The organism is Pseudoclavibacter sp. RFBI5 (assembly GCF_002931395.1).
Lineage (GTDB): Bacteria > Actinomycetota > Actinomycetes > Actinomycetales > Microbacteriaceae > Pseudoclavibacter.
In genome coordinates this window covers 121,802-140,751 of sequence record NZ_PSYA01000007.1, presented here as the reverse complement: position 1 = coordinate 140,751, position 18,950 = coordinate 121,802, and the positions used below count along the sequence as shown (strand labels likewise).

At 68.9% G+C, this 18,950-nt stretch carries 11 protein-coding genes; 5 read left to right on the top strand and 6 right to left on the bottom strand.

Going from position 1 to position 18,950, the window contains the following annotated elements; all coding sequences use genetic code 11:
* Positions 1 to 43: 43 nt before the first annotated feature.
* Both C5E06_RS05575 and C5E06_RS05570 read right to left on the bottom strand, forming a co-directional pair.
* A complete protein-coding gene (locus C5E06_RS05575; RefSeq protein WP_104306252.1) occupies positions 44 to 1,678 on the bottom strand; it encodes an MDR family MFS transporter in 1,635 nt (544 codons plus the stop codon).
* Positions 1,675 to 2,289, bottom strand: a complete 615-nt coding sequence (locus C5E06_RS05570) for a TetR/AcrR family transcriptional regulator (protein ID WP_160072457.1) — start codon at positions 2,287 to 2,289, stop codon at positions 1,675 to 1,677. Before C5E06_RS05570 ends, C5E06_RS05575 begins: the two co-directional genes overlap by 4 nt.
* A gap of 76 nt (positions 2,290 to 2,365) precedes the next feature.
* Between C5E06_RS05570 and C5E06_RS05565 the strand changes: the two genes are divergently transcribed.
* On the top strand, positions 2,366 to 3,634 hold the full coding sequence (locus C5E06_RS05565; protein WP_181062899.1) for a CynX/NimT family MFS transporter: 1,269 nt from the start codon (positions 2,366 to 2,368) through the stop codon (positions 3,632 to 3,634).
* A gap of 1 nt (position 3,635) precedes the next feature.
* Here C5E06_RS05565 and C5E06_RS05560 read toward each other — a convergent pair whose 3' ends face one another.
* Both C5E06_RS05560 and C5E06_RS05555 read right to left on the bottom strand, forming a co-directional pair.
* Positions 3,636 to 5,513: an ABC transporter ATP-binding protein gene (locus C5E06_RS05560; RefSeq protein WP_104306250.1), complete on the bottom strand. Its 1,878-nt coding sequence runs from the start codon at positions 5,511 to 5,513 to the stop codon at positions 3,636 to 3,638.
* Positions 5,514 to 5,584: 71 nt separating this feature from the next.
* Positions 5,585 to 6,796, bottom strand: coding sequence for a cysteine desulfurase family protein (locus tag C5E06_RS05555; protein WP_104306249.1), 1,212 nt, complete (start codon positions 6,794 to 6,796; stop codon positions 5,585 to 5,587).
* A 120-nt stretch (positions 6,797 to 6,916) separates the two neighbouring features.
* On the opposite strand from C5E06_RS05555, the gene glgX reads away from it, so the two are divergent.
* The 3 genes from glgX (at position 6,917) to glgB (ending at position 13,645) form a co-directional block, all read left to right on the top strand.
* Positions 6,917 to 9,049, top strand: a complete 2,133-nt coding sequence (gene glgX, locus C5E06_RS05550) for a glycogen debranching protein GlgX (RefSeq protein WP_104306248.1) — start codon at positions 6,917 to 6,919, stop codon at positions 9,047 to 9,049.
* Between the two features lie 267 nt (positions 9,050 to 9,316).
* Positions 9,317 to 11,383, top strand: a complete 2,067-nt coding sequence (locus C5E06_RS05545) for an alpha-1,4-glucan--maltose-1-phosphate maltosyltransferase (RefSeq protein ID WP_104240784.1) — start codon at positions 9,317 to 9,319, stop codon at positions 11,381 to 11,383.
* A gap of 57 nt (positions 11,384 to 11,440) precedes the next feature.
* On the top strand, positions 11,441 to 13,645 hold the full coding sequence (gene glgB / locus C5E06_RS05540; RefSeq protein WP_104306247.1) for a 1,4-alpha-glucan branching protein GlgB: 2,205 nt from the start codon (positions 11,441 to 11,443) through the stop codon (positions 13,643 to 13,645).
* A gap of 78 nt (positions 13,646 to 13,723) precedes the next feature.
* Here glgB and C5E06_RS05535 read toward each other — a convergent pair whose 3' ends face one another.
* Both C5E06_RS05535 and C5E06_RS05530 read right to left on the bottom strand, forming a co-directional pair.
* Positions 13,724 to 14,707 (bottom strand): tetratricopeptide repeat protein, encoded by a 984-nt coding sequence (locus tag C5E06_RS05535; RefSeq protein WP_104240697.1) that lies wholly within the window; start codon positions 14,705 to 14,707, stop codon positions 13,724 to 13,726.
* Positions 14,700 to 17,051, bottom strand: coding sequence for a hypothetical protein (locus tag C5E06_RS05530; RefSeq protein ID WP_104306246.1), 2,352 nt, complete (start codon positions 17,049 to 17,051; stop codon positions 14,700 to 14,702). The genes C5E06_RS05535 and C5E06_RS05530 overlap by 8 nt, the downstream gene beginning before the upstream one ends.
* Positions 17,052 to 17,384: 333 nt before the next feature.
* On the opposite strand from C5E06_RS05530, the gene C5E06_RS05525 reads away from it, so the two are divergent.
* Positions 17,385 to 18,881: a DivIVA domain-containing protein gene (locus tag C5E06_RS05525; RefSeq protein ID WP_181062898.1), complete on the top strand. Its 1,497-nt coding sequence runs from the start codon at positions 17,385 to 17,387 to the stop codon at positions 18,879 to 18,881.
* The last annotated feature ends 69 nt before the right edge of the window (positions 18,882 to 18,950 follow it).

Genomic DNA, 18,950 nt, shown 5'->3' with positions numbered 1-18,950 from the left:
CGTCGGGCCTCCGACACCGCCCCGTGTGCGGAACAGGTAGGGGTCAGCCGATGTGCGTCGCCGAGGTTGTCGTGGCCGGCTCAGCACCGGTCGCGAGCGGCTTCTCCTTCAGGAAGGACAGCGCGATGATGGAGATGACCGTCAGGGGCACAAGCGCGAGGAAGATCGGGATGAGCGCCTCGTTGTACGAGCCGACGATGATGGCCCTGAGCTGATCGGGCAGCTCAGCGATCGCCGCCGGCGTGAAGGAGCTCGCGCCGTCCTCGGCGGCAGCCCCGTCCGGAAGACGGTCGGCCACCATCTGCGTCAGCCGCGCTGCGAAGACCGAGCCCACAACCGCGGAGCCGAGCGTCGCGCCGACCTGGCGGAAGTAGTTGTTGGCCGCCGTCGCGGTGCCCACGATGCGAGCGGGGAACGAGTTCTGCACGATGAGCGTGAGCAGCTGCATGCTCCCGCCGAGTCCGATTCCCATGATGCCGAGGGCGACGCAGATCATCCACACCGGGCTGTCGACCGTGACGAACGAGAGCACCAGGAGCCCGGCACCGAGCACGGCGGACCCCGCGATGGGCACCCACTTGTAGCGCCCCGTGCGCGAGACGTACTGGCCGCTCAGGATCGATGTGATCAGCAGCGCACCCATCATGGGGGTCATCAGCAGGCCGGACACCGTTGGTCCGGACCCCGTCACCATCTGCAGGTAGGTCGGCATGTAGCCGAGCGTGCCGAACATGATGACGCCCGTGGAGAGGCTGGCGATCGTCGTCAGGATGAAGTTGCGGTCGCGGAACATGCCGAGCGGCATGATCGGGTTGGCGGCACCGCGCTCGACGAAGACGAACGCCGTGGCCGAGACGACGGCAAGCGCTGCGAGCAGCAGGATCGTCGGCGATGTCCACGCGTACTGCGACCCGCCCCAGGTTCCGACGAGCACGAGCGCGGTCGTCGCGAGCGAGATGAGGGCCATGCCGCTGACATCGATCCGAGTGCGCTCCTGCGCGGGGCGCTTGGGGAGACGGAGGAGGAAGATCGTCGCCAGCAGCGCAAGAGCACCGAGTGGCAGGTTGATCCAGAACACCCAGCGCCATCCCGGCCCCTCCGTGAACCAGCCACCGAGCAGCGGGCCCGCCACGGAGGAGAAGGCGAAGACAGCGCCCATGACCCCCATGTACTTGCCACGCTCGCGCGCGGGGACGACGTCGGCGATGGCGGCCTGCGACAGGATCATGAGGCCACCGCCGCCGAGCCCCTGGACGATGCGCGCGCCGATGAGCAGCTCGATCGAGGGAGCCAGTCCGCCGAGCACCGAGCCGGCGATGAACAGCCCGATGGCGATGAGCAGCAGCGGCTTGCGTCCGAACAGGTCGGAGAGGTTGCCGTAGACCGGCATCATGACGGTCGACGCCAGGATGAACGACGTCACGACCCAGCTCATGTGCTCGACTCCGTGGAGCTCCCCCACGATGGTCGGCATGGCGCTGGAGAGGACCGTGTTGTTGAGCGATGCCATGAGCATCGTGACCATCAGGCCGAGGAAGAGCGGAACGATGCTCCGCTTGTGGGACGTGCCGGTCGTCGCGCCAGCCGCGGGCCTCGCTGCGCGCGCGCCGTCGCCCGCGCCGGTTCCTGTGCCGGTCTCGGCGCGGGCCTGCGAATCGATGCTGGGGGGAGTCGTCATAGGGATTCTGAGATCGCTTTCCTGAATACGTCGATAGAACGGTTGATGGCGGCTTCCCGGTCGACCAGGATGCCGTGGGGGTCGTTCCGGCTGGTGAAGCGCAGGATGGTGGCGGCGAGCGACAGGAGTGCCTTGGCGGACTCGATGCCGTCAGGCAGCGGCTCGGTCGAGCTGTCGCCGTCCTGCTCGGTCAGGATCGCGAGGACGATGTCCTCAGCCGCGCTGATGTGGCGCCTGAGGCGCTCCTCGAGCACTGGGTTCTGGTCGGCGAGCGTGCGCCGCCGCGGGAAGTCGTCGTGGTCGGGGATCGCCGAATCAAGGACGGCCAGCATGAGCCGCATCGTGCGGCCGAACGAGTCACCCGCGCTTGCGCGGAAGTCCTCGAGGGCGCCGTCGGGCAGGGTCGGTGCCTGCATGCCGAGCACCGCATCCTCTTTGCTCGGGAAGTAGTTGAAGAAGGTTCGGCGTGAGACGCCGGCGCGATCGCTGATCGCGTCGATCGTGGTCTCGTCGAGGCCCCGCTCGATCGTGAGGTCGGCAGCGGCATCGTGGATGGCGTGCCAGCAGTCGATGCGGTTGCGTTCGCGGAGGGAGAGGGCTGGGTTCGACACCACTCAAGAATATGCATGAGTGCAAAGTTTCACAAGTGCAACTTTCCTGTGCAGGTCCTGGGTACAGTGGCACCTCGTGTCGACTCTCCCCGCTCCGAACCCCTCAGGCAGCGCACGGTCCCCGTGGTTCTGGACGGCACTCGCCGTCCTCGCGCTGGTGCTCCTCGCACTGAACCTGAGGACCGCCGTCACCAACGCCTCGCCGATCTTCGATCTCATCTCCGTCGACCTCCCGCTCCAGGGCGCCACCACCGGGCTTCTCACGATGCTGCCTCCCGTCGCGTTCGCGATCGCCGGCCTCTTCACCCCGTGGCTGCTGCGTCGCGTGCGCCTCGAGCTGCTCATCGTCCTCGCCCTGGCCGCCATCATCGCCGGCCACCTGCTCCGAGGCGCGGCCCCCGACGTCCCCACCCTCCTCGGCGGCAGCGGCATCGCCCTCCTCGGCATGGGCATCGGCAACATCCTCCTGCCTCCGGTCGTCGTCACGTACTTCCGGTCGCGCATCCCCGTCATGACCTCCACCTACGCGATCGTCGTCGCGCTCGGCACGATGCTGCCTCCGCTGCTCGCGGCGCCCGTCGCCCTGGCCTCCGGCTGGCGCACCTCGCTCTCGATGTGGGGCATCGTCGCAGCCTCGGCAGCCGTGCCGTGGCTCATCCTCCTCGTTCGCGCGCAGGTGCGAGCGGCGCGCGGACACGTGCCCGAGACGACGGGCGCCGTGACGCTGCCGAACGGCAAGCCCGCACGGCCCGCACGCTCCATCTGGCGTTCCAAGCGGGCATGGGCGCTCGCCACGACCTTCGCGATCTCGTCGATGAACGCGTACTGCTGCTTCGGCTGGCTCCCCACGATCCTGCAGGAGCGGGCGGGGGCAGACACGGTCGCCGCGGCCGGCTACCTCTCGCTGTTCGCGGCCATGGGCATCCCGCTCTCGCTGGCAACCCCGCTTGTCATCAAGCACCTCGGCACCACGTGGCCGCTCATCTCCGCGGCGGCCGGCTTCGCGCTCGGCTACCTGGGCCTCATCCTGGCCCCGACGGCAGCCCCCGTCGTCTGGGTGCTGCTCATCGGCTTCGGGCAGCTGATCTTCCCCATCTGCCTCACGCTCATCGGCCTTCGCGCATCGGGCCAGCGCGGGTCGGCCATCCTGAGCGGCTTCGTCCAGCTCGTCGGCTACGCCCTCGCTGCCCTCGCGCCGTTCACGGTCGGCGTGCTGGCCACGGCGACGGGCAACTGGTCGATCCCGCTTGGCCTCCTCGCCGTGCTCACCCTCGGCGTCATCCCACTCGCCCCCGCGCTTGCTGGCAAGTGGAAGATCGAAGACGAGATCCAGCTGGCCCGCTGAGTCAGGATTCGAGCTCTGGCTCGACGTCGGTGCGCTGCTCCTCGTGGAGCGCGGCGTAGAGCCCGCCGCCGGCCATGAGCTCTGCGTGGCTGCCACGCTCGACGATGCGGCCCTCGTCGAGGACGCAGATCACGTCGGCGTCCTTCACCGTCGAGAGGCGGTGCGCGATGGCGAGCACCGTGCGCCCCCGCGATGCGGCGTCCAGCGCACGCTGCACGAATCGCTCCGACCGTGTGTCCAGAGCGCTGGTCGCCTCGTCGAGGACCAGGACGGCCGGGTCCTTGAGGAGAACTCGAGCGATGGCGACGCGCTGCTTCTCACCGCCGGAGAGCCGGTACCCGCGCTCCCCCACCAGCGTCTCGTACCCGTCGGGGAACTTCGAGATGGTCTCGTGGATGTTGGCCTGCCGGCACGCATCCTCGATCTCCGCCTGCGTCGCCTCGGGCTTCGCGAAGCGCAGATTCTCTGCGATCGACGCGTGGAACAGGTAGCTCTCCTGGCTCACGATGCCCGTGTTGGCGATGAGCGCGTCGTGGTCGAGGTCTCGCACGTCGGTGCCGGCGAACCTCACGGCTCCGGATGACGCCTCGTAGAGCCGCGGAACCAGGTAGCCGATGGTCGTCTTCCCGGCACCGCTCGGCCCGACGAACGCGACGAACTCACCGGGACGGACCGTGAACGAGACGTCGTCGAGCGTGGGGGCCGAGTCGGTCTCCGCGTCCGGGTAGCTGAACGACACGTGATCGAACGTCACCTCGCCGAGCCTCGACTCGTCGAGGGGCGTCGGCGACGGCGACGGCGTGATGGCGGGAGCCAGGTCGAGGTACTCGAAGATGCGGGCGAAGAGCGCCTTCGACGTCTGCACCTCGAGCCCGATGCGCATGAGTCCGATGAGCGGCATCGTGAGTCTCGTCTGCACCGTCGTGAAGGCGACGATCGCCCCGGCCGTGAGATCGACGCCACCCGTGATGAGGTACGCGGCGACGATGTAGACGGCCGCGGGAACGAGCGAGAACACGATCGACACGAACGCGAAGAAGCTCTGGCCGCTCATGGTCTGCTTGACCTGGAGGCCGATCTGCTTGAGGTTCTCAGCGCGATACCGCTGCCCCTCGGCCTCCTCACGACCGAACGACTTCGCGAGCAGGATTCCGGAGACGCTCAGCGACTCCTGCGTGATGGCCGTCATCTCGGAGAGCGACTCCTGCGTCTTCGTCGCGATCCGGGCACGCACCTGGCCGACCCGACGCTGCGCCCAGACGAGCGCTGGCATGAGCACGAAGGCGATGATCGTGAGCTGCCACGAGAGCAGTGCCATCGCGACGACGGCTGCGAGGACGGTGACGATGTTCCCGACGACGCTCGTGATCATCGACTGCAGCGTGGATGCGACGCCGCCGACGTCGTTCTGCAGGCGGGACTGGATGACGCCGGTCTTCGTGCGCGTGAAGAACGCGAGCTCCATGCGCTGGAGGTGCTCGAAGAGCCGCACGCGGAGGTCGCCCATGACCGAGTTGCCGACGCTGGCCGTGAAGTACGTCTGCACGACCCCGAGCGCGCTCGAGGCGACCCACAGCAGCGCCATGAGCCCGACGATCTTCCACAGCTCGCCGATGTTCGGCCCAGCTCCATCGGGCGGGAAGAGGCCGACATCGAACGCCTGCTCGGTGAGCAGCGGAGGCAGCACCGAGATGGCGGCTGTGACGAGCACCAGTGCCAGCGCGATGGCGATCTTCCGCCGGTACGGCGAGAACAGTCGGATGACCCGCTGCCATAGGTCGTCGATCTGTGGGGCCTGCTCGTTCGCCGCGCGGAGCACGGACTCATCGCGCACGCGGCCTCCGGCAGGGGGCCCGCCTCCAGCGCCTCGCATCGTCATGGCGTCAGCGTAGGCGCATCCGCCGACACTGAGGCGAGAGCCGAGGCCTGCTCAGCGGAGACGACTCGAAACTAGACGGCGCGGTCCGAGAAACCGGCGGTGCGCGCCTGCTCCACGATCCGCGGCAGCACTGCGAGGAGGGCGTCGATGTCCGCAGCTGACGTCGAGGCGCCCAGCGTGAAGCGGAGCGCGCTGAGCGCCGCACGCTCGTCGAGGCCCATGCCGAGCAGCACGTGAGAGGGCTCCGCGATGCCGGCCTGACAGGCCGAGCCCGTCGAGACCGAGAACCCTGCCATGTCGAGCAGGAACAGCAGCGAGTCGCCCTGGCAGCCGTCGAAGGTGACGTGGACGTTCCCGGGCACCCGCGCCCTGACCTCCACGCCGCGATCGACGAGCGCGCCGTCCAGCGGTGCCCCTCGGAGCTGCGCGCCCGGAATGCGCTCGAGGCCCTCCGAGAGCCGCAGCGCGAGGCCGTCGAGGCGCGCCCCCTCCGCGGCCATACGCGTCATCGCGGCATCGGTGGCCGCTGCGAAGGCGAGCGCCGCCGGTACGTCCTGCGTGCCCGAGCGCACACCCCGCTGCTGCCCTCCCCCGTGGATCAGCGCCTCGACCGTGTGGGCGCGCGCGAGGGCGAGGGCCCCCATCGCGACGGGTCCGCCGATCTTGTGCGCGGAGACGCTGAGCGCCGCGACGCCGAGATCGCGGAGGGAGACGGGAATGTGCCCGAACGCCGCGACGGCGTCGACGTGCACGGGAATCCCCTGCTCGTTCGCGAGCTCGGCGAGCGCACGCACGGGCTGCACGGATCCCACTTCGTTGTTCGCGAGGATGACCGTGACCAGGGCGATCTCGTCGGCGTGCTCGCGCATCCGTGCTGCCGCGACCTCGAGATCGACGAGGCCTGCTGCATCGACAGGCAGCCAGTCGATGACCGCTCCCTCGTGCGCGGCGAGCCATTCGAGCGCATCCACCGTCGCATGGTGCTCACCTCGAGGCACCAGGATGCGCGTTCGGGTCGGCCGCTGCCGCAGTCGGGACCAGTAGAGGCCCTTGACGCCGAGGTTGATGGCCTCGGTGCCGCCAGAGGTGAACACGACCTCGATGGGGTCCGCGCCGAGCGCGGCTGCGACGCGCTCTCGCGCCCCCTCGAGCATCCGCTTCGCTGCCTGCCCGTGGCCGTGAATCGACGACGGATTCCCCGTCAGCTCGAGTCCCGCGAGCAGCGCAGCCCTCGCCTCCGGCACCATCGGCGTCGTCGCGGCGTGGTCGAGGTAAACGGCCATTTCGCTCCTCGCCTCACTCTCGACATAGACTTGCGCGATCTGTGCGCACCAGGACGCACGCATGTGACCAGGAAGCCGCCGGACGGCGCCCGGCCGCTCGATTCGAACAGTTTAGGCCTCATGCCCGATTCCCAGACCCGCTCAGACCTCGGCGTGACCCACCGCCAGGGAATCGCGCGCCTCCGCGTGTTCTCGATGCACGCGACCTCGATGACGCTGTGCCTCGTGGCCGCCGACGGCACGGTCACGCGGACCATCGAGATGGCCAGCATGCCAGGCGGCGTCTGGCAGGCAGAATGCGCCGAGCTCGTGAACGGGCAGCGGTACGCCGTGCGCGCCGACGGGCCGTCGAGCGGAACGAACGCCTTCGACAGGCATCGGCTGCTCGTCGAGCCGTACGCCAGGCAGGTCGCGAACGTCGGCAGCCCGGCCGTCCCGGTCTGGACCGCCCAGGTCGTCGAGTCCGAGCCCTTCGACTGGGGTCAGGTGCGAGCACCGCTCCTCCCCCTCCGCGACGTCGTCGTCTACGAAGCGCACGTCAAGGGATTCACGCAGCTCGCCCCGCACATGCCGGAAGACCTGCGTGGCAGCTACGCCGGCCTCGCGCACGAGGACACGATCGCCTACCTCCAATCGGTCGGCGTCACGGCGGTGGAGCTGCTTCCCGTGCACGCGTTCGCGTCCGAGTCGTTCCTGCGGCGCCAGGGCATGGCGAACTACTGGGGCTACAACACGCTCGGATTCTTCGCCCCGCATGCCGACTACGCCTCCCCCGCCGCCCGTGCGGCTGGCCCGCACGCGATCGCGCGCGAGTTCAAGGGCATGGTCAAGCACCTGCACGCAGCGGGCATCGAGGTGTACCTCGACGTCGTCTACAACCACACCTCCGAGGGTGGGCGCGGCGACGAGACGTCCATGTTCCGCGGCCTCGACAACGCCACGTACTACCGGCACGACCTGCACGGCAACCCGGTCGACCAGACCGGCTGCGGCAACTCGCTCGACACGTCGGAGGCGATCGTGCGCGAGCTCATCCTCGACTCGCTCAGGTACTGGGTGGAGGAGTTCCGCATCGACGGCTTCCGCTTCGACCTGGCGGCAACGCTCGGCCGAAATGCGCACCATGCCTTCGAGACGCATCACCCCCTGCTCGAGGCGATCGTCCGCGACGACCGCCTGGCCGACACGAAGCTCATCGCGGAGCCGTGGGACGTCGGCATGGGCGGCTGGCAGACGGGCAACTTCCCGGAGGACTGGTCGGAGTGGAACGACAGCTTCCGCGACCACTCACGTTCGTTCTGGGTCAGGGACATCGCCGAGGCGCGCAGCTCCGGCGTGCATCCCGAGGGTGCTGGCGCGTTCAGCACCTCGCTCGCCGGCTCGTCCGACATGTTCAGCGACGACCGCGGGCCCCTGGCCTCCGTCAACTTCGTGACGGCCCACGACGGCTTCACGCTTCGCGATCTCGTCTCCTACAACGTCAAGCACAACCTGCAGAACGCCGAGCTCGGCCGCGACGGGACCGGCGACAACCGCTCCTGGAACTTCGGCGTCGAGGGGCCAAGCGACCGCGACGACATCGAAGCGCTGCGCAGGCGCTCCATGCGCAACCTCCTCGGCACTCTGCTCCTGAGCGCAGGTGTGCCCATGCTGACGGCCGGCGATGAGGTCGCGCGGTCGCAGAAGGGCAACAACAATCCGTACAACCAGGATTCGCCCCTCACCTGGTTCTCCTGGGAGCTGAGCGAGGTCCAGCTCGCCCAGCTCGCGCACACGCGCAGGCTCATCGAGCTGCGTGCGCAGCACCAGGTGCTGCGTCCGAGCAGCTTCAACCACGGGCACGCGCTCAGCGAGCACGGCACCAGGCGCCGGTGGTTCGACGCGCTCGGCAACCCCATGGGCGACGGCTCCTGGCAGGGGCCGGGCGGGCGAACCCTGCAGGTGCTGCTGGACGCCTACATCCCGGAAGCCGATGCCGACTTCACGGGCGACGCCGAGCTCGTCGACGGGGTGCGGATGCTCACCGACCGGCTCCTGCTCGTCGTGCACGGCAGCGAGGACGACGCGGCGCTCCGCGCGCCAGCCGTCGACGAGATCACCGGGTACCGGCTCCTCTGGGACTCGACGCACGAGCACCCGGACGAGGCGCTCAGCGCCAGTCGCGTGCTCATCCCAGGTCAGCTCACCGGTCTCGAGGGACCCTCCGTGCAGGTCTACGCCGTGGACGTCGAGCCGGGACACCACCACATCTAGCGCACGGCGTGGGGGGTCGTTCGCATTCCGTGACACGCGAACAGCCCCGATGCGGGTGGGTGTTGGTAGCGTTCGGATGTGGCAACGACACCAGCGTCAGACGACCAGATTCCACCGAGCCGCCCACGTCGGGCAGCCGCGAAGCGAGCGAGCACCTCGCCGAAGCCTGCCCCAGCGGCGCAGGACGCGCCAGTGAGCGCAGCGGCAGCACCCGAGCCCTCCTCGGCCAAGGCGCCAAGGGCGCGCAAGCCGAAGGCTCCAGCGGCGATGCCGGCCGCAGCCGCGGCCGTCGCGACGGCGCTCCCGCCGACCGGCGACGCCTTCCCGGGCTCCGGCTACGTCCCGGTGATCGGCCGCATCCCCATCCTCGACCTGCAGCCGCAGCTCGTCGACAACCTCTTCCCGACGAAGGGGTACGTGGGCGATGTCGTGCCCTTCTCGTGCGTCGCCTTCCGCGAGGGACACGACATCATCGGCGTCGAGCTCGTGCTCACCGAGCCCGGCGCGGAGGCCACGCGCATCCGCATGCAGCCTGGCCCGAAGGGCACCGACTCGTGGCTCGCCGAGGCGCAGGTCACCGCCGCCGGCACCCACGAGTGGTGGGTCGAAGCCTGGAACGACGACTTCGCGACCTGGCAGCACAACGCGGAGATCAAGATCCCCGCAGGCATCGATGTCGACGTCATGCTCGAGCTCGGCGCGATGGTCGTCGACCGTGCGGCCACCAATCCTGAGCTCACCGCGCATCAGAGTGCCGTGCTGCGGGACGCGGCGACTGCGTCGCGCTTCACCTCCCGGTCCGCTTCCTTCCGCCTCGCCTCGCTGCTCGCCGAAGACGTGCTCGAGGTCGTCGAGGCGCACCCCGTCCGCTCCCTCGTGACGCGCTCGGCCAAGCGCAGCATCCAGGTGGACCGCGCGCTGGCCGGAAACGCGGCCTGGTACGAGTTCTTCCCCCGCTCGGAGGGCGCCAGGCAGGCGGCGGACGGCAGCTGGACCTCCGGCACGTTCCGCACCGCTGCCGAGCGAGTGCCTGCGGTCGCAGCCATGAACTTCGACGTGCTCTACGTTCCGCCGATCCACCCGATCGGGCACACCAACCGCAAGGGGCCGAACAACTCCCTCACGACGGAGCCTGGAGACCCGGGCTCCCCGTGGGCGATCGGGTCCGCAGAAGGCGGCCACCGCGACATCCACCCCGACCTGGGCACCGTCGAGGACTTCCGGTACTTCGTCAGCGAGGTCGAGAAGAACGGCATGGAGCTCGCCCTCGACCTCGCCCTGCAGGCGACCCCCGACCACCCGTGGGTAGCTGAGCATCCTGATTGGTTCACGCAGCTGCCAGACGGCAGCATCGCCTACGCCGAGAACCCGCCGAAGAAGTACCAGGACATCTACCCGATCAACTTCGACGGCGACCGCAACGGCCTGTACGCGGAGGTCCTCGACACGGTCGAGTACTGGATCGACCTCGGCGTCAAGATCTTCCGCGTCGACAACCCGCATACGAAGCCCCTGCAGTTCTGGGAGTGGCTGATCCACGAGGTCAACGCCAAGCACCCCGAGGTCATCTTCCTCGCCGAGGCGTTCACCCGACCCGCCATCATGCACGCGCTCGCGAAGGCCGGCTTCCAGCAGTCGTATACCTACTTCACCTGGCGCAACACGAAGACGGAGCTCGAGGAGTACCTCACCGAGGTATCGAAGGAGTCCAGCGACTTCCTTCGCCCGAACTTCTTCGTCAACACACCGGACATCCTCACCGAGTACCTGCAGAAGGGTGGGCGCAACGCCGCGAAGATCCGAGCGATCGTCGCCGCCACCTCCTCCCCGCTGTGGGGGGTCTATGCCGGATTCGAGCTCGCCGAGAACGTGGCCCGCCCCGGTTCGGAGGAGAACATCGACAACGAGAAGTACGAGTTCAAGCAGCGCGACTGGGCGGCCCAGGAAGCGAGCGGCTACTCCCTCGCTCCGCTGCTGACGAAGCTCAACGAGCTGCGCCGCGCCAACCCGGCGCTCCAGCAGCTGCGCAACTTCGAGGTGCAGTTCAGCGACAACGAGAACGTGCTCGTCTTCTCCAAGCACCTGCCCGCCGAGTACGCCGCCGACGGCGTCTCCAACACGGTGATCGTCGCGGTGAACCTCAACCACTCCGGTATCGAGGAGGCGACCGTCTACATCGACCAGACGAAGTTCGGGTTCGCGTCCGACACGGAGTTCGGGGTGGAAGACCTCCTCAGCGGGCACGAATGGGTCTGGGGCGGCGCGAACTACGTGCGCCTCGACCCATCCACCCTCCCCGCGCACATCCTGCGCGTCAGGCACTCGGCACTCTGACCCGTCGTCCGGTCGCGCCAGGCGGCGCGACCGGACGATCTCGAGAACGGAAACACCATGACCGACGAACTCAAGCCCGCCGCTCCCGCACCGATCGGCGCTCCCGAGGGTGAGCTGCGCTCGGTCGCCGAGGGCACGCACTCCGGCCCCCACGCGATCCTCGGACAGCACCTGCAGGAAGACGGGCGCACGCTCATCCGAGCGCGTCGCCCCCTCGCGGAGCGCGTCAGCGCGATCCTCGAGTCCAGCGGCGAGCGGGTCGAGCTGCAGCATCTCGCCCACGGCATCTGGCAGGGCGTGCACGAGCACGGCCTCGACGACTACCGCATCGAGACGGTCTACAGCGACGGCGTTCCGCACATCGTCGACGACCCCTACCGCTTCCTCCCAGTCGTGGGCGAGGTCGACCAGTTCCTCTTCGGCGAGGGGCGCCACGAGCGCCTCTGGCATGTCTTCGGTGCCCACCACCGCGAGCACTGGGGCACCCACTCCGCCGTCTGGGGCACCTCGTTCGTCGTCTGGGCACCCCACGCCCAGGCCGTGCGCGTCATCGGCTCGTTCAACGGCTGGGACGGCAGGGCGCACGCCCTGCGCCGCCTCGACGCACTCGGCATCTGGGAGCTCTTCGTGCCAGGCGTCACGCCGCACGAGACCTACAAGTTCCAAATCCGCACCGCCTCCGGCGACTGGGTCGAGAAGGCAGACCCCCTGGCGCTGCACGCGGAGCAGCCGCCGCAGACCGCGTCGGTCATCGCGAACCCCAGCACGTACGAGTGGGGCGACGGCGACTGGATGACGTCCCGGGCGCAGAAGGACCCGCACACGGGCCCCATGACCACCTACGAGCTCCACGCCATGTCCTGGCGTCCCGGACTCGGCTACCGCGAGCTGGCCGACCAGCTCGTCGAGTACCTCGACGGCCTCGAGTTCACCCACGTGGAGTTCATGCCGCTCTCGGAGCACCCCTTCGGCGGCTCGTGGGGCTACCAGGTCACCGGCTACTACGCGCCGACCTCCCGCCTCGGCTCGCCCGACGACCTGCGCTACCTCATCGACCGGCTCCACCAGGCCGGTTACGGCGTCATCATGGACTGGGTGCCCGGCCACTTCCCGAAGGACAGCTTCGGCCTCGCCGAGTTCGACGGCCAGGCGCTCTACGAGCACGCCGACCCTCGGCTCGGCGAGCAGCTCGACTGGGGCACGAAGGTCTTCAACTTCGGTGACTCCCAGGTGCGCAACTTCCTCGTCGCCAACGCGCTGTACTGGCTCGAGGAGTTCCACATCGACGGGCTGCGCGTCGACGCCGTCGCCTCCATCCTCTACCTCGACTACTCGCGCGAGGAGTGGGTGCCGAACATCCACGGCGGGCGCGAGAATCTCGAGGCCATCGCCTTCCTGCAGGAGGTCAACGCGACGGCCTACAAGCTCTACCCCGGTATCGCCATGATCGCCGAGGAGTCGACGAGCTGGGCTGGCGTCACGAAGCCGACCGAATGGGGCGGCCTCGGCTTCGGCCTCAAATGGAACATGGGCTGGATGAACGACAGCCTCAGGTACGTCGAGCGCGACCCCATCTACCGCTCCCACCACCAGGGAGACCTGACGTTCTCGTTCGTGTACGCGTGGAGCGAGCGGTTCCTGCTTCCCATCAGCCACGACGAGGTCGTCCACGGCAAGGGGTCTCTGTACTCGAAGATGCCAGGCGACGAGTGGCAGAAGCTCGCCGGCACGCGCCTCTTCCTGGCGTACCAGTGGGGCCACCCGGGCAAGCAGCTGCTCTTCATGGGGCAGGAGTTCGCGCAGCAGACCGAGTGGAGCGAGTCTCGCGGCCTCGACTGGTGGGAGCTCGACAACCCCGGCCACGCGGGCGTCCAGCGTCTCGTCGGAGACCTCAACCGTCTCGCGAAGCACGAGGGCGCGCTCTGGGAGCTCGACGACGACTCGTCCGGCATGGTGTGGCTCAGCGGCGACGACGCAGCGAACAGCGTCCTCGCATTCGCGCGCCGTGGTTTCGACGGCACTCCGGACGTCGCGATGATCTTCAACTTCTCGAACCAGGCCATCGGCGGCTACCGCCTCGGCCTGCCACACGCCGGACGCTGGTCTGAGGTGCTCAACACCGACGCGGAGACGTACGCGGGTTCGGGGGCCGGCAACTACGGTTCCGTCACGACCGAGGACGTCGCATCCCACGGTTTCGCGCAGTCAGCGGCCATCACCCTCCCGCCGCTCGCGGCAGTCTGGCTCAAGTTCGAGGGCTAGGAGACCCGCAGGCTCAACGGAGCGAGGCCCGGATGCGATCTGATCGCATCCGGGCCTCGCTCTGCTCGCCAGCTCAGGTCAGAACAGCAGGTTCGTGAGCCGTGCCCGTGCAGCCCCCACGCGGGGGTCTGCCACGCCCACGACGAGGAACAGATCGAGGAGGCGTTCGCGCACCGTCGTCTTGCCCTCGGCGTCGAGCTTCGGGAACAGCGTCAGCAGGCGGTCGAACGCGTCATCGATATGCCCGCCCGACAGGTCGAGGTCCGCGACGTCGAGCTGCGCATCGAGGTCGTCCGCGTTGGCGGCGCCTCGCTGCCGGATCTCCTCGAGCGTCTTGCCCTGGAGCCGGACGAGGAGCTGCACCTGGGCGAGGCCGGCGCGAGCCTCGTCGTCGGCGGGGCGCTCAGCGAGGGCGCGCTCGTAGGCGTCGATGGCTGCGGGATAGTCTCCGCGCTCGAGCGCCTCGAAGGCTTCAGCGTGCAGCGGCGGGAGCGGCGGTGCGGCAGGCTCGGCCTGGGCCTCCGCCTCGGCCTCAGGTGCCGCATCCACCGCGACGTGGCCCGTGAGCCCCTGCTGGGCAGCGACCTGGAGGATCTCGCCGACGATCTGCGTGATCTGCTCCTGGGGCGGGTTGCCGGAGAAGAGCTGCAGCGGCCGACCGCCGATGATGGCGATGACCTGCGGCTGCTGCCCGAGCTGCGGATGCGCATCCAGGTCGACCCGCACGAGCACGATGCGTCCTTCAGCGCTGCGGACGATGTTCGCGAGCACGGGCGAGAGGGCCTGCGCATCGCTCGACCAGGCGGCGTGCATCTCGACGATGACGGGCAGGAACTGCGAGAGCTGCATGAACTGCTCGAGCGTCTGCTCGTCGGCATCGACCACGACGTCCGGCAGCGTCGCAACCGGCTCTCCGGCTGCTGGCTGCGTGGGCTGTCCTGGAGCGCCGGCTGCCGGAGCGCCGGGCTCCTGACCTGCCGGCGTGTTCGCGCGCTGGACGAGCGAGGAGAGATCGACGGCTCCGTAGAGACTCGCTGGGTTGAGTGGAGGGGTTTCAGCCATAGGTAACCTCGTTGGCGTTGAGCTGGCGTGCGCCGGTCATGGTGTTGGCGTAGCCGAGCAGTTGGACTGCGCCGCCTGTCGCTTCAGACGGCACGTAGAACATGAGCTGGTTGGTGTAGAGCGTCTCGAACCCGAGTGACGAGGAGCTGGCACCGGCAAGAGCGGCGGTGCGGCCCTGGACGCTCAGCGTCGCGAGCTGCGTGCGCGCGCTCAGCTTCTCGACCTCCTCGATGGAGACCGCGATGATCGCGCCCCCGTCGAGCGTCTGCACTCCGAAGGGCGGGTCGTCGCTCTGCCGGGTCTGGAACTCGATCCGGGCCGCGTTCGCGTCGATCTCGCCCGAGACCGTCGCCCTGGCATCGGCGATCTGGGTGCGCAGGGAATCTCCGTCGGGAGAGAAGAGCGCGGCGAACTGCGAGCCGTCGCCGTTGCTGATGACGTCGGCGTAGGCCGCGGCGAGTTCCTCAGGAGCGATGACAAGCGGCTGTGCGAGGCCGTCGATACCGGGGGCTCCGATCTCGACGGGGGCCGCCTCCGGCAGGGTCACGTCGGGGGTGAGCTGCACGATGGACGCGACCTTGTAGGCGTCGCGGGCCGTCGACTGCGTGAGCATCATGCCGAACGGTGCCGTTGGCGTCTCTCCGCCGGCTTCACGGACCACGAAGATCGACTTCGGCCAGGCCTCGGAGGCCTGCGGCACGGCGTAGACGATCTCGCCGGTCGGGAAGGCCACGGGGCCGGGCAGCGCGTTGTCGGCGGCTTTCGCCTTGTACTCGGCTGCGCGCTCCTGGTAGGCGGCCTGGGTGAATCGCGGCGCCAGCCCATCCGGCTTGTTGGCGGCATCCGCTTCCTGGGCGAGCTTGGCTGCGTCGTCGAGGATCTCCGTGAGCTGCTGCGCGTTCACGGCGGGCAGTGCCTCGCCCTCGGTGAGGAGCGCCTGGTCGATCGAGGAGGTCGGGGTCGGCGTCGTCGGCGCACTCGTCGACCCGCCGAACTGCTCTGGCCAGAAGTCGGCGGAGCATCCGGAGAGCGCGATCGATCCGACGAGCAGCACTGGGATGAGCCTGAAGAGTCGCTTCGGGGCCTGGCTCCGGTCGCGACCGCGGGGTCGACGCCACTGCTGAGGCTCAGCAGCGGGCGCGTCGCCGGATGGTGCGGTCGCGTCAGGGCCAGGCGCACCGCCAGCGGGAGGCTCCCCGCCACCGGTGGAGTCGTCGTCGTCCGACTTGCCTGAGTCCGCCTTGTCCGTGTCGTCGTCCGCTGGAGGCGCTGCCGACTCGGACGGGGAGTCGCCGGCATCCGGAGACGATGCCTCCTCCTGGCCACTCCAGCTGAACGGGTCGTCGACCGCCGGAGCAACGGGTGCGCCAGGTGCCGGGCTGACTGCTGCTGCCTCGGCGCTCGGGGCCCGGAAGGAAGGGAAGGCGGCAGCCTGGGGCTGCCGGTCCGCCGCGTCGACGGTGGCCGGTGGCGCCCAGCTGGGCTCCTCGACCGGCCTGAAGCTGTCGTGGTCTGCCTCAATGGATCGAGGGTCGCCTTCGGAGAGCCGGACCGATTCGGCCACGACGCTCTGCGACTGCTCGATCGGATCGACCTCGGACGAATCGAGCCCGTCGTCCGCGACCTGCGTTGAGCCTTCGAAGGAGAACGCCGGCGTCGCCGCGGTTCCCCCGTCAGAGGCGGGCACGACGACCGGGATCTCGGAGGCGAGCTCCTCGCGAGCCTGTCGCTGCGGCTTCGAGCGGCGGCGCATGCTCAGCAGCGCCCAGAGCAGCAGGCCGAGGGAGATCAGCAGCAGGACTCCGCCGCCGAGCAGGAGCGGACCGGCCATGGGCGCGCGTCCGTCGAGCGGCCAGGAGATGGAGATCTCGTTGGGCGCGGAGGCCTCCCCGTCCGACTGGACGAGCAGGGCGAAGCCGACGGGAAGCGTCTGCTGCATCTCGAGCTGCCCCTCCCCCTCGTACTCCTGGAACCAGAGGTCGCTGCCGAGGATGTTGGGGGCCGTCGTCTCATCCGCCGAAGCCTCGCCCGGCGTGAAGACGAGAGCTCCGCTCGTGTCGTCGAGGGTGACGATCTCGTGCTGCGTCGTTCCGACCCAGCCTGCGATGTCCGCCTGGCGCCCGATCGCGACGCGAATGGGGCCATCGCCGCGGATCGTGATGGATTGCGTGCCAGCGTGCTCGATGAGCGTGTCGCTGGGGATGACCAGCAACGGCGACTCCTGGGTCAGCGTGCCCGTCGCGACGACCGTGTCGGCCGCCCGCGCTTCCGTGACCTGCAGCCAGCCGACGACAAGCAGCGCGACACTTCCGAGGAATGCGATCGCGGCTAGGATGAATCTCACTGAGTGACTCCTTCTCGAGTGATTGCGCCGTGCATCGTTTGTGCGCTCGACGTGCTCCTCTCGCGAGGGTGCCGTCGTCTTCCATGAGGTTCATGGAGACTCTCGACCCCTCAATCTAACGCACCGTGCCCGCACTTCCCCTGGAATACGCCGGTTTCGCCCCCGAATTCGGTGAATGCGCCCGCGGTCACGTCCCGAGAAGCTGCGATTTCCGGAGAGATGTCTCCGCCATTCCGAGCCTCATCAGGGCGCTGTTCGGAGCCGCCGTCTAGACTTCAGGACGTGCGCAGGCGGTCGGCGCGCACCTGCACCCTGACTCACGCGGAGGCGTCCTTGGCATTCGACGACATCAACTTCAACACGGCGATGCGCGGTTACAACCGCGAAGAAGTCGACGAGGTCATCAGGTCACTGCGCACGCAGCTCGCCCAGGCCGGCAACCAGGACTCCGGTGCGAGCCGCGAGATCGCGGCGATGAGGACCCGCATCAAGCAGCTCGAGTCCGAGCTCAACGAGGTCGGCAATCCCACCTACTCCGGCCTCGGCACGAAGCTTGCGGGCACGCTCGCGACGGCCGAGCAGCAGGCGCAGAAGCTCACTGCCGAGGCGCAGCGCGAGGCCGACAAGATCCTCAGCGAAGCGCACCGGAACGCGGCCCGCATCCACCAGGAAGCCAACGACTACGCGGAGCGGGTGACACGTGAGGCGGATGTTCGCGCCTCGCGCGTGCTGAGCGATTCCCGCTCGGAGGCCGACAGCCTCCTGGAGAACGCGAAGCAGGAAGCCGATCTCACGCGCACCAACCAGGAGCGCGAGATCGAGACGGTCAAGGACCAGGTCACGACCGAGCTGCGCGAGCTGCGCCACTCGACCGATCTCGAGATCAGCGCGCTGCGCGCGTCGGTCGACGAGGAGCTGGCCACGAAGCGTCAGGCCGTGGAGAACGAGATCGCCGAGTCCGCCGCTCGCCTCGCCGAGCGGCAGCGGGAGATGGAGAAGGCGCGCGCCGACTTCGAGCGCGAAGCCGCGGCTCGCCGCACGCAGATGGAGCACGAGCAGGAGGCGGAGCGCCAGGCAGCGAAGGGCGAGCTCGACGCGCTCCGCGAGGGTTCCGTCCGGGAGATGAACGCGAAGCGCACGGAGCTCGATGTCGAGCTCTCGAAGCGCCGCAACGCGTTCGAGCAGCAGCTCGTGGCCGCTGGCCGCAAGGCGGAGGCAGCAGCGAAGAAGCTCATCGACGACGCGACCGAGCAGCTCGCCGACCTCAACCAGCGCAGCGAGCAGGTTCGGCGCGAAGCGGGAAAGATCATGGCGGATGCGCGTCGCCGCGCGCAGGAGACGCAGGACCAGGCAGAGCGCAAGGCGGCCGACCTGCTCGAGACGAGCAACAAGCAGGCGCGCGAGCGCAACACGGAGGTCGAGCAGCACACGCAGAGCCTGCTCGACAACGCCGAGCAGCGCCTCTCGGAGCTCCGCGAGGAGCGCGACCAGGTGCAGAGCTACCTCGACCAGCTCAAGCGAGCCTTCTCGCGCACCGACTTCAGCCTTCCCGAGGCCGACGAGCAGATCACGAAGCGGCCCGCCGCTGACGACACCGAGGCGGCGACTTCGGGCACCGACGCAGCCGAGGCGCACGCCTTCGCGCTCTCGAGCGGTGGCTCCCAGCAGGAGCAGGAGACTGCAGCCGACGACGCGAGTGCGACGTCCGAGGCATCAAGCGAGCCCGCTGACGAGAGCACCTCAAAGGACGAGCCGGTCCCTGCTCAGGCCGCGGGCCAGGGTGGCGGACAGAACCCGAGCCAGAAGCGCGGAGGTCCGCGCCAGCGGTAGGCCCAGCGTGCGATCTCGACCCCTCCCGCGCGTCTAGACTCGGATCCCGGCCATCGGCCGGGATCCGAT

Bases quoted from the DNA above. Each gene is read 5' to 3' on its own strand.
- C5E06_RS05535 (WP_104240697.1), bottom strand. From the start codon at position 14,707: ATGGCTGAAACCCCTCCACTCAACCCAGCGAGTCTCTACGGAGCCGTC.
- C5E06_RS05555 (WP_104306249.1), bottom strand. From the start codon at position 6,796: ATGGCCGTTTACCTCGACCACGCCGCGACGACGCCGATGGTGCCGGAG.
- glgX (WP_104306248.1), top strand. From the start codon at position 6,917: ATGCCCGATTCCCAGACCCGCTCAGACCTCGGCGTGACCCACCGCCAG.
- C5E06_RS05545 (WP_104240784.1), top strand. From the start codon at position 9,317: ATGCCGGCCGCAGCCGCGGCCGTCGCGACGGCGCTCCCGCCGACCGGC.
- glgB (WP_104306247.1), top strand. From the start codon at position 11,441: ATGACCGACGAACTCAAGCCCGCCGCTCCCGCACCGATCGGCGCTCCC.
- C5E06_RS05560 (WP_104306250.1), bottom strand. From the start codon at position 5,513: ATGACGATGCGAGGCGCTGGAGGCGGGCCCCCTGCCGGAGGCCGCGTG.
- C5E06_RS05575 (WP_104306252.1), bottom strand. From the start codon at position 1,678: ATGACGACTCCCCCCAGCATCGATTCGCAGGCCCGCGCCGAGACCGGC.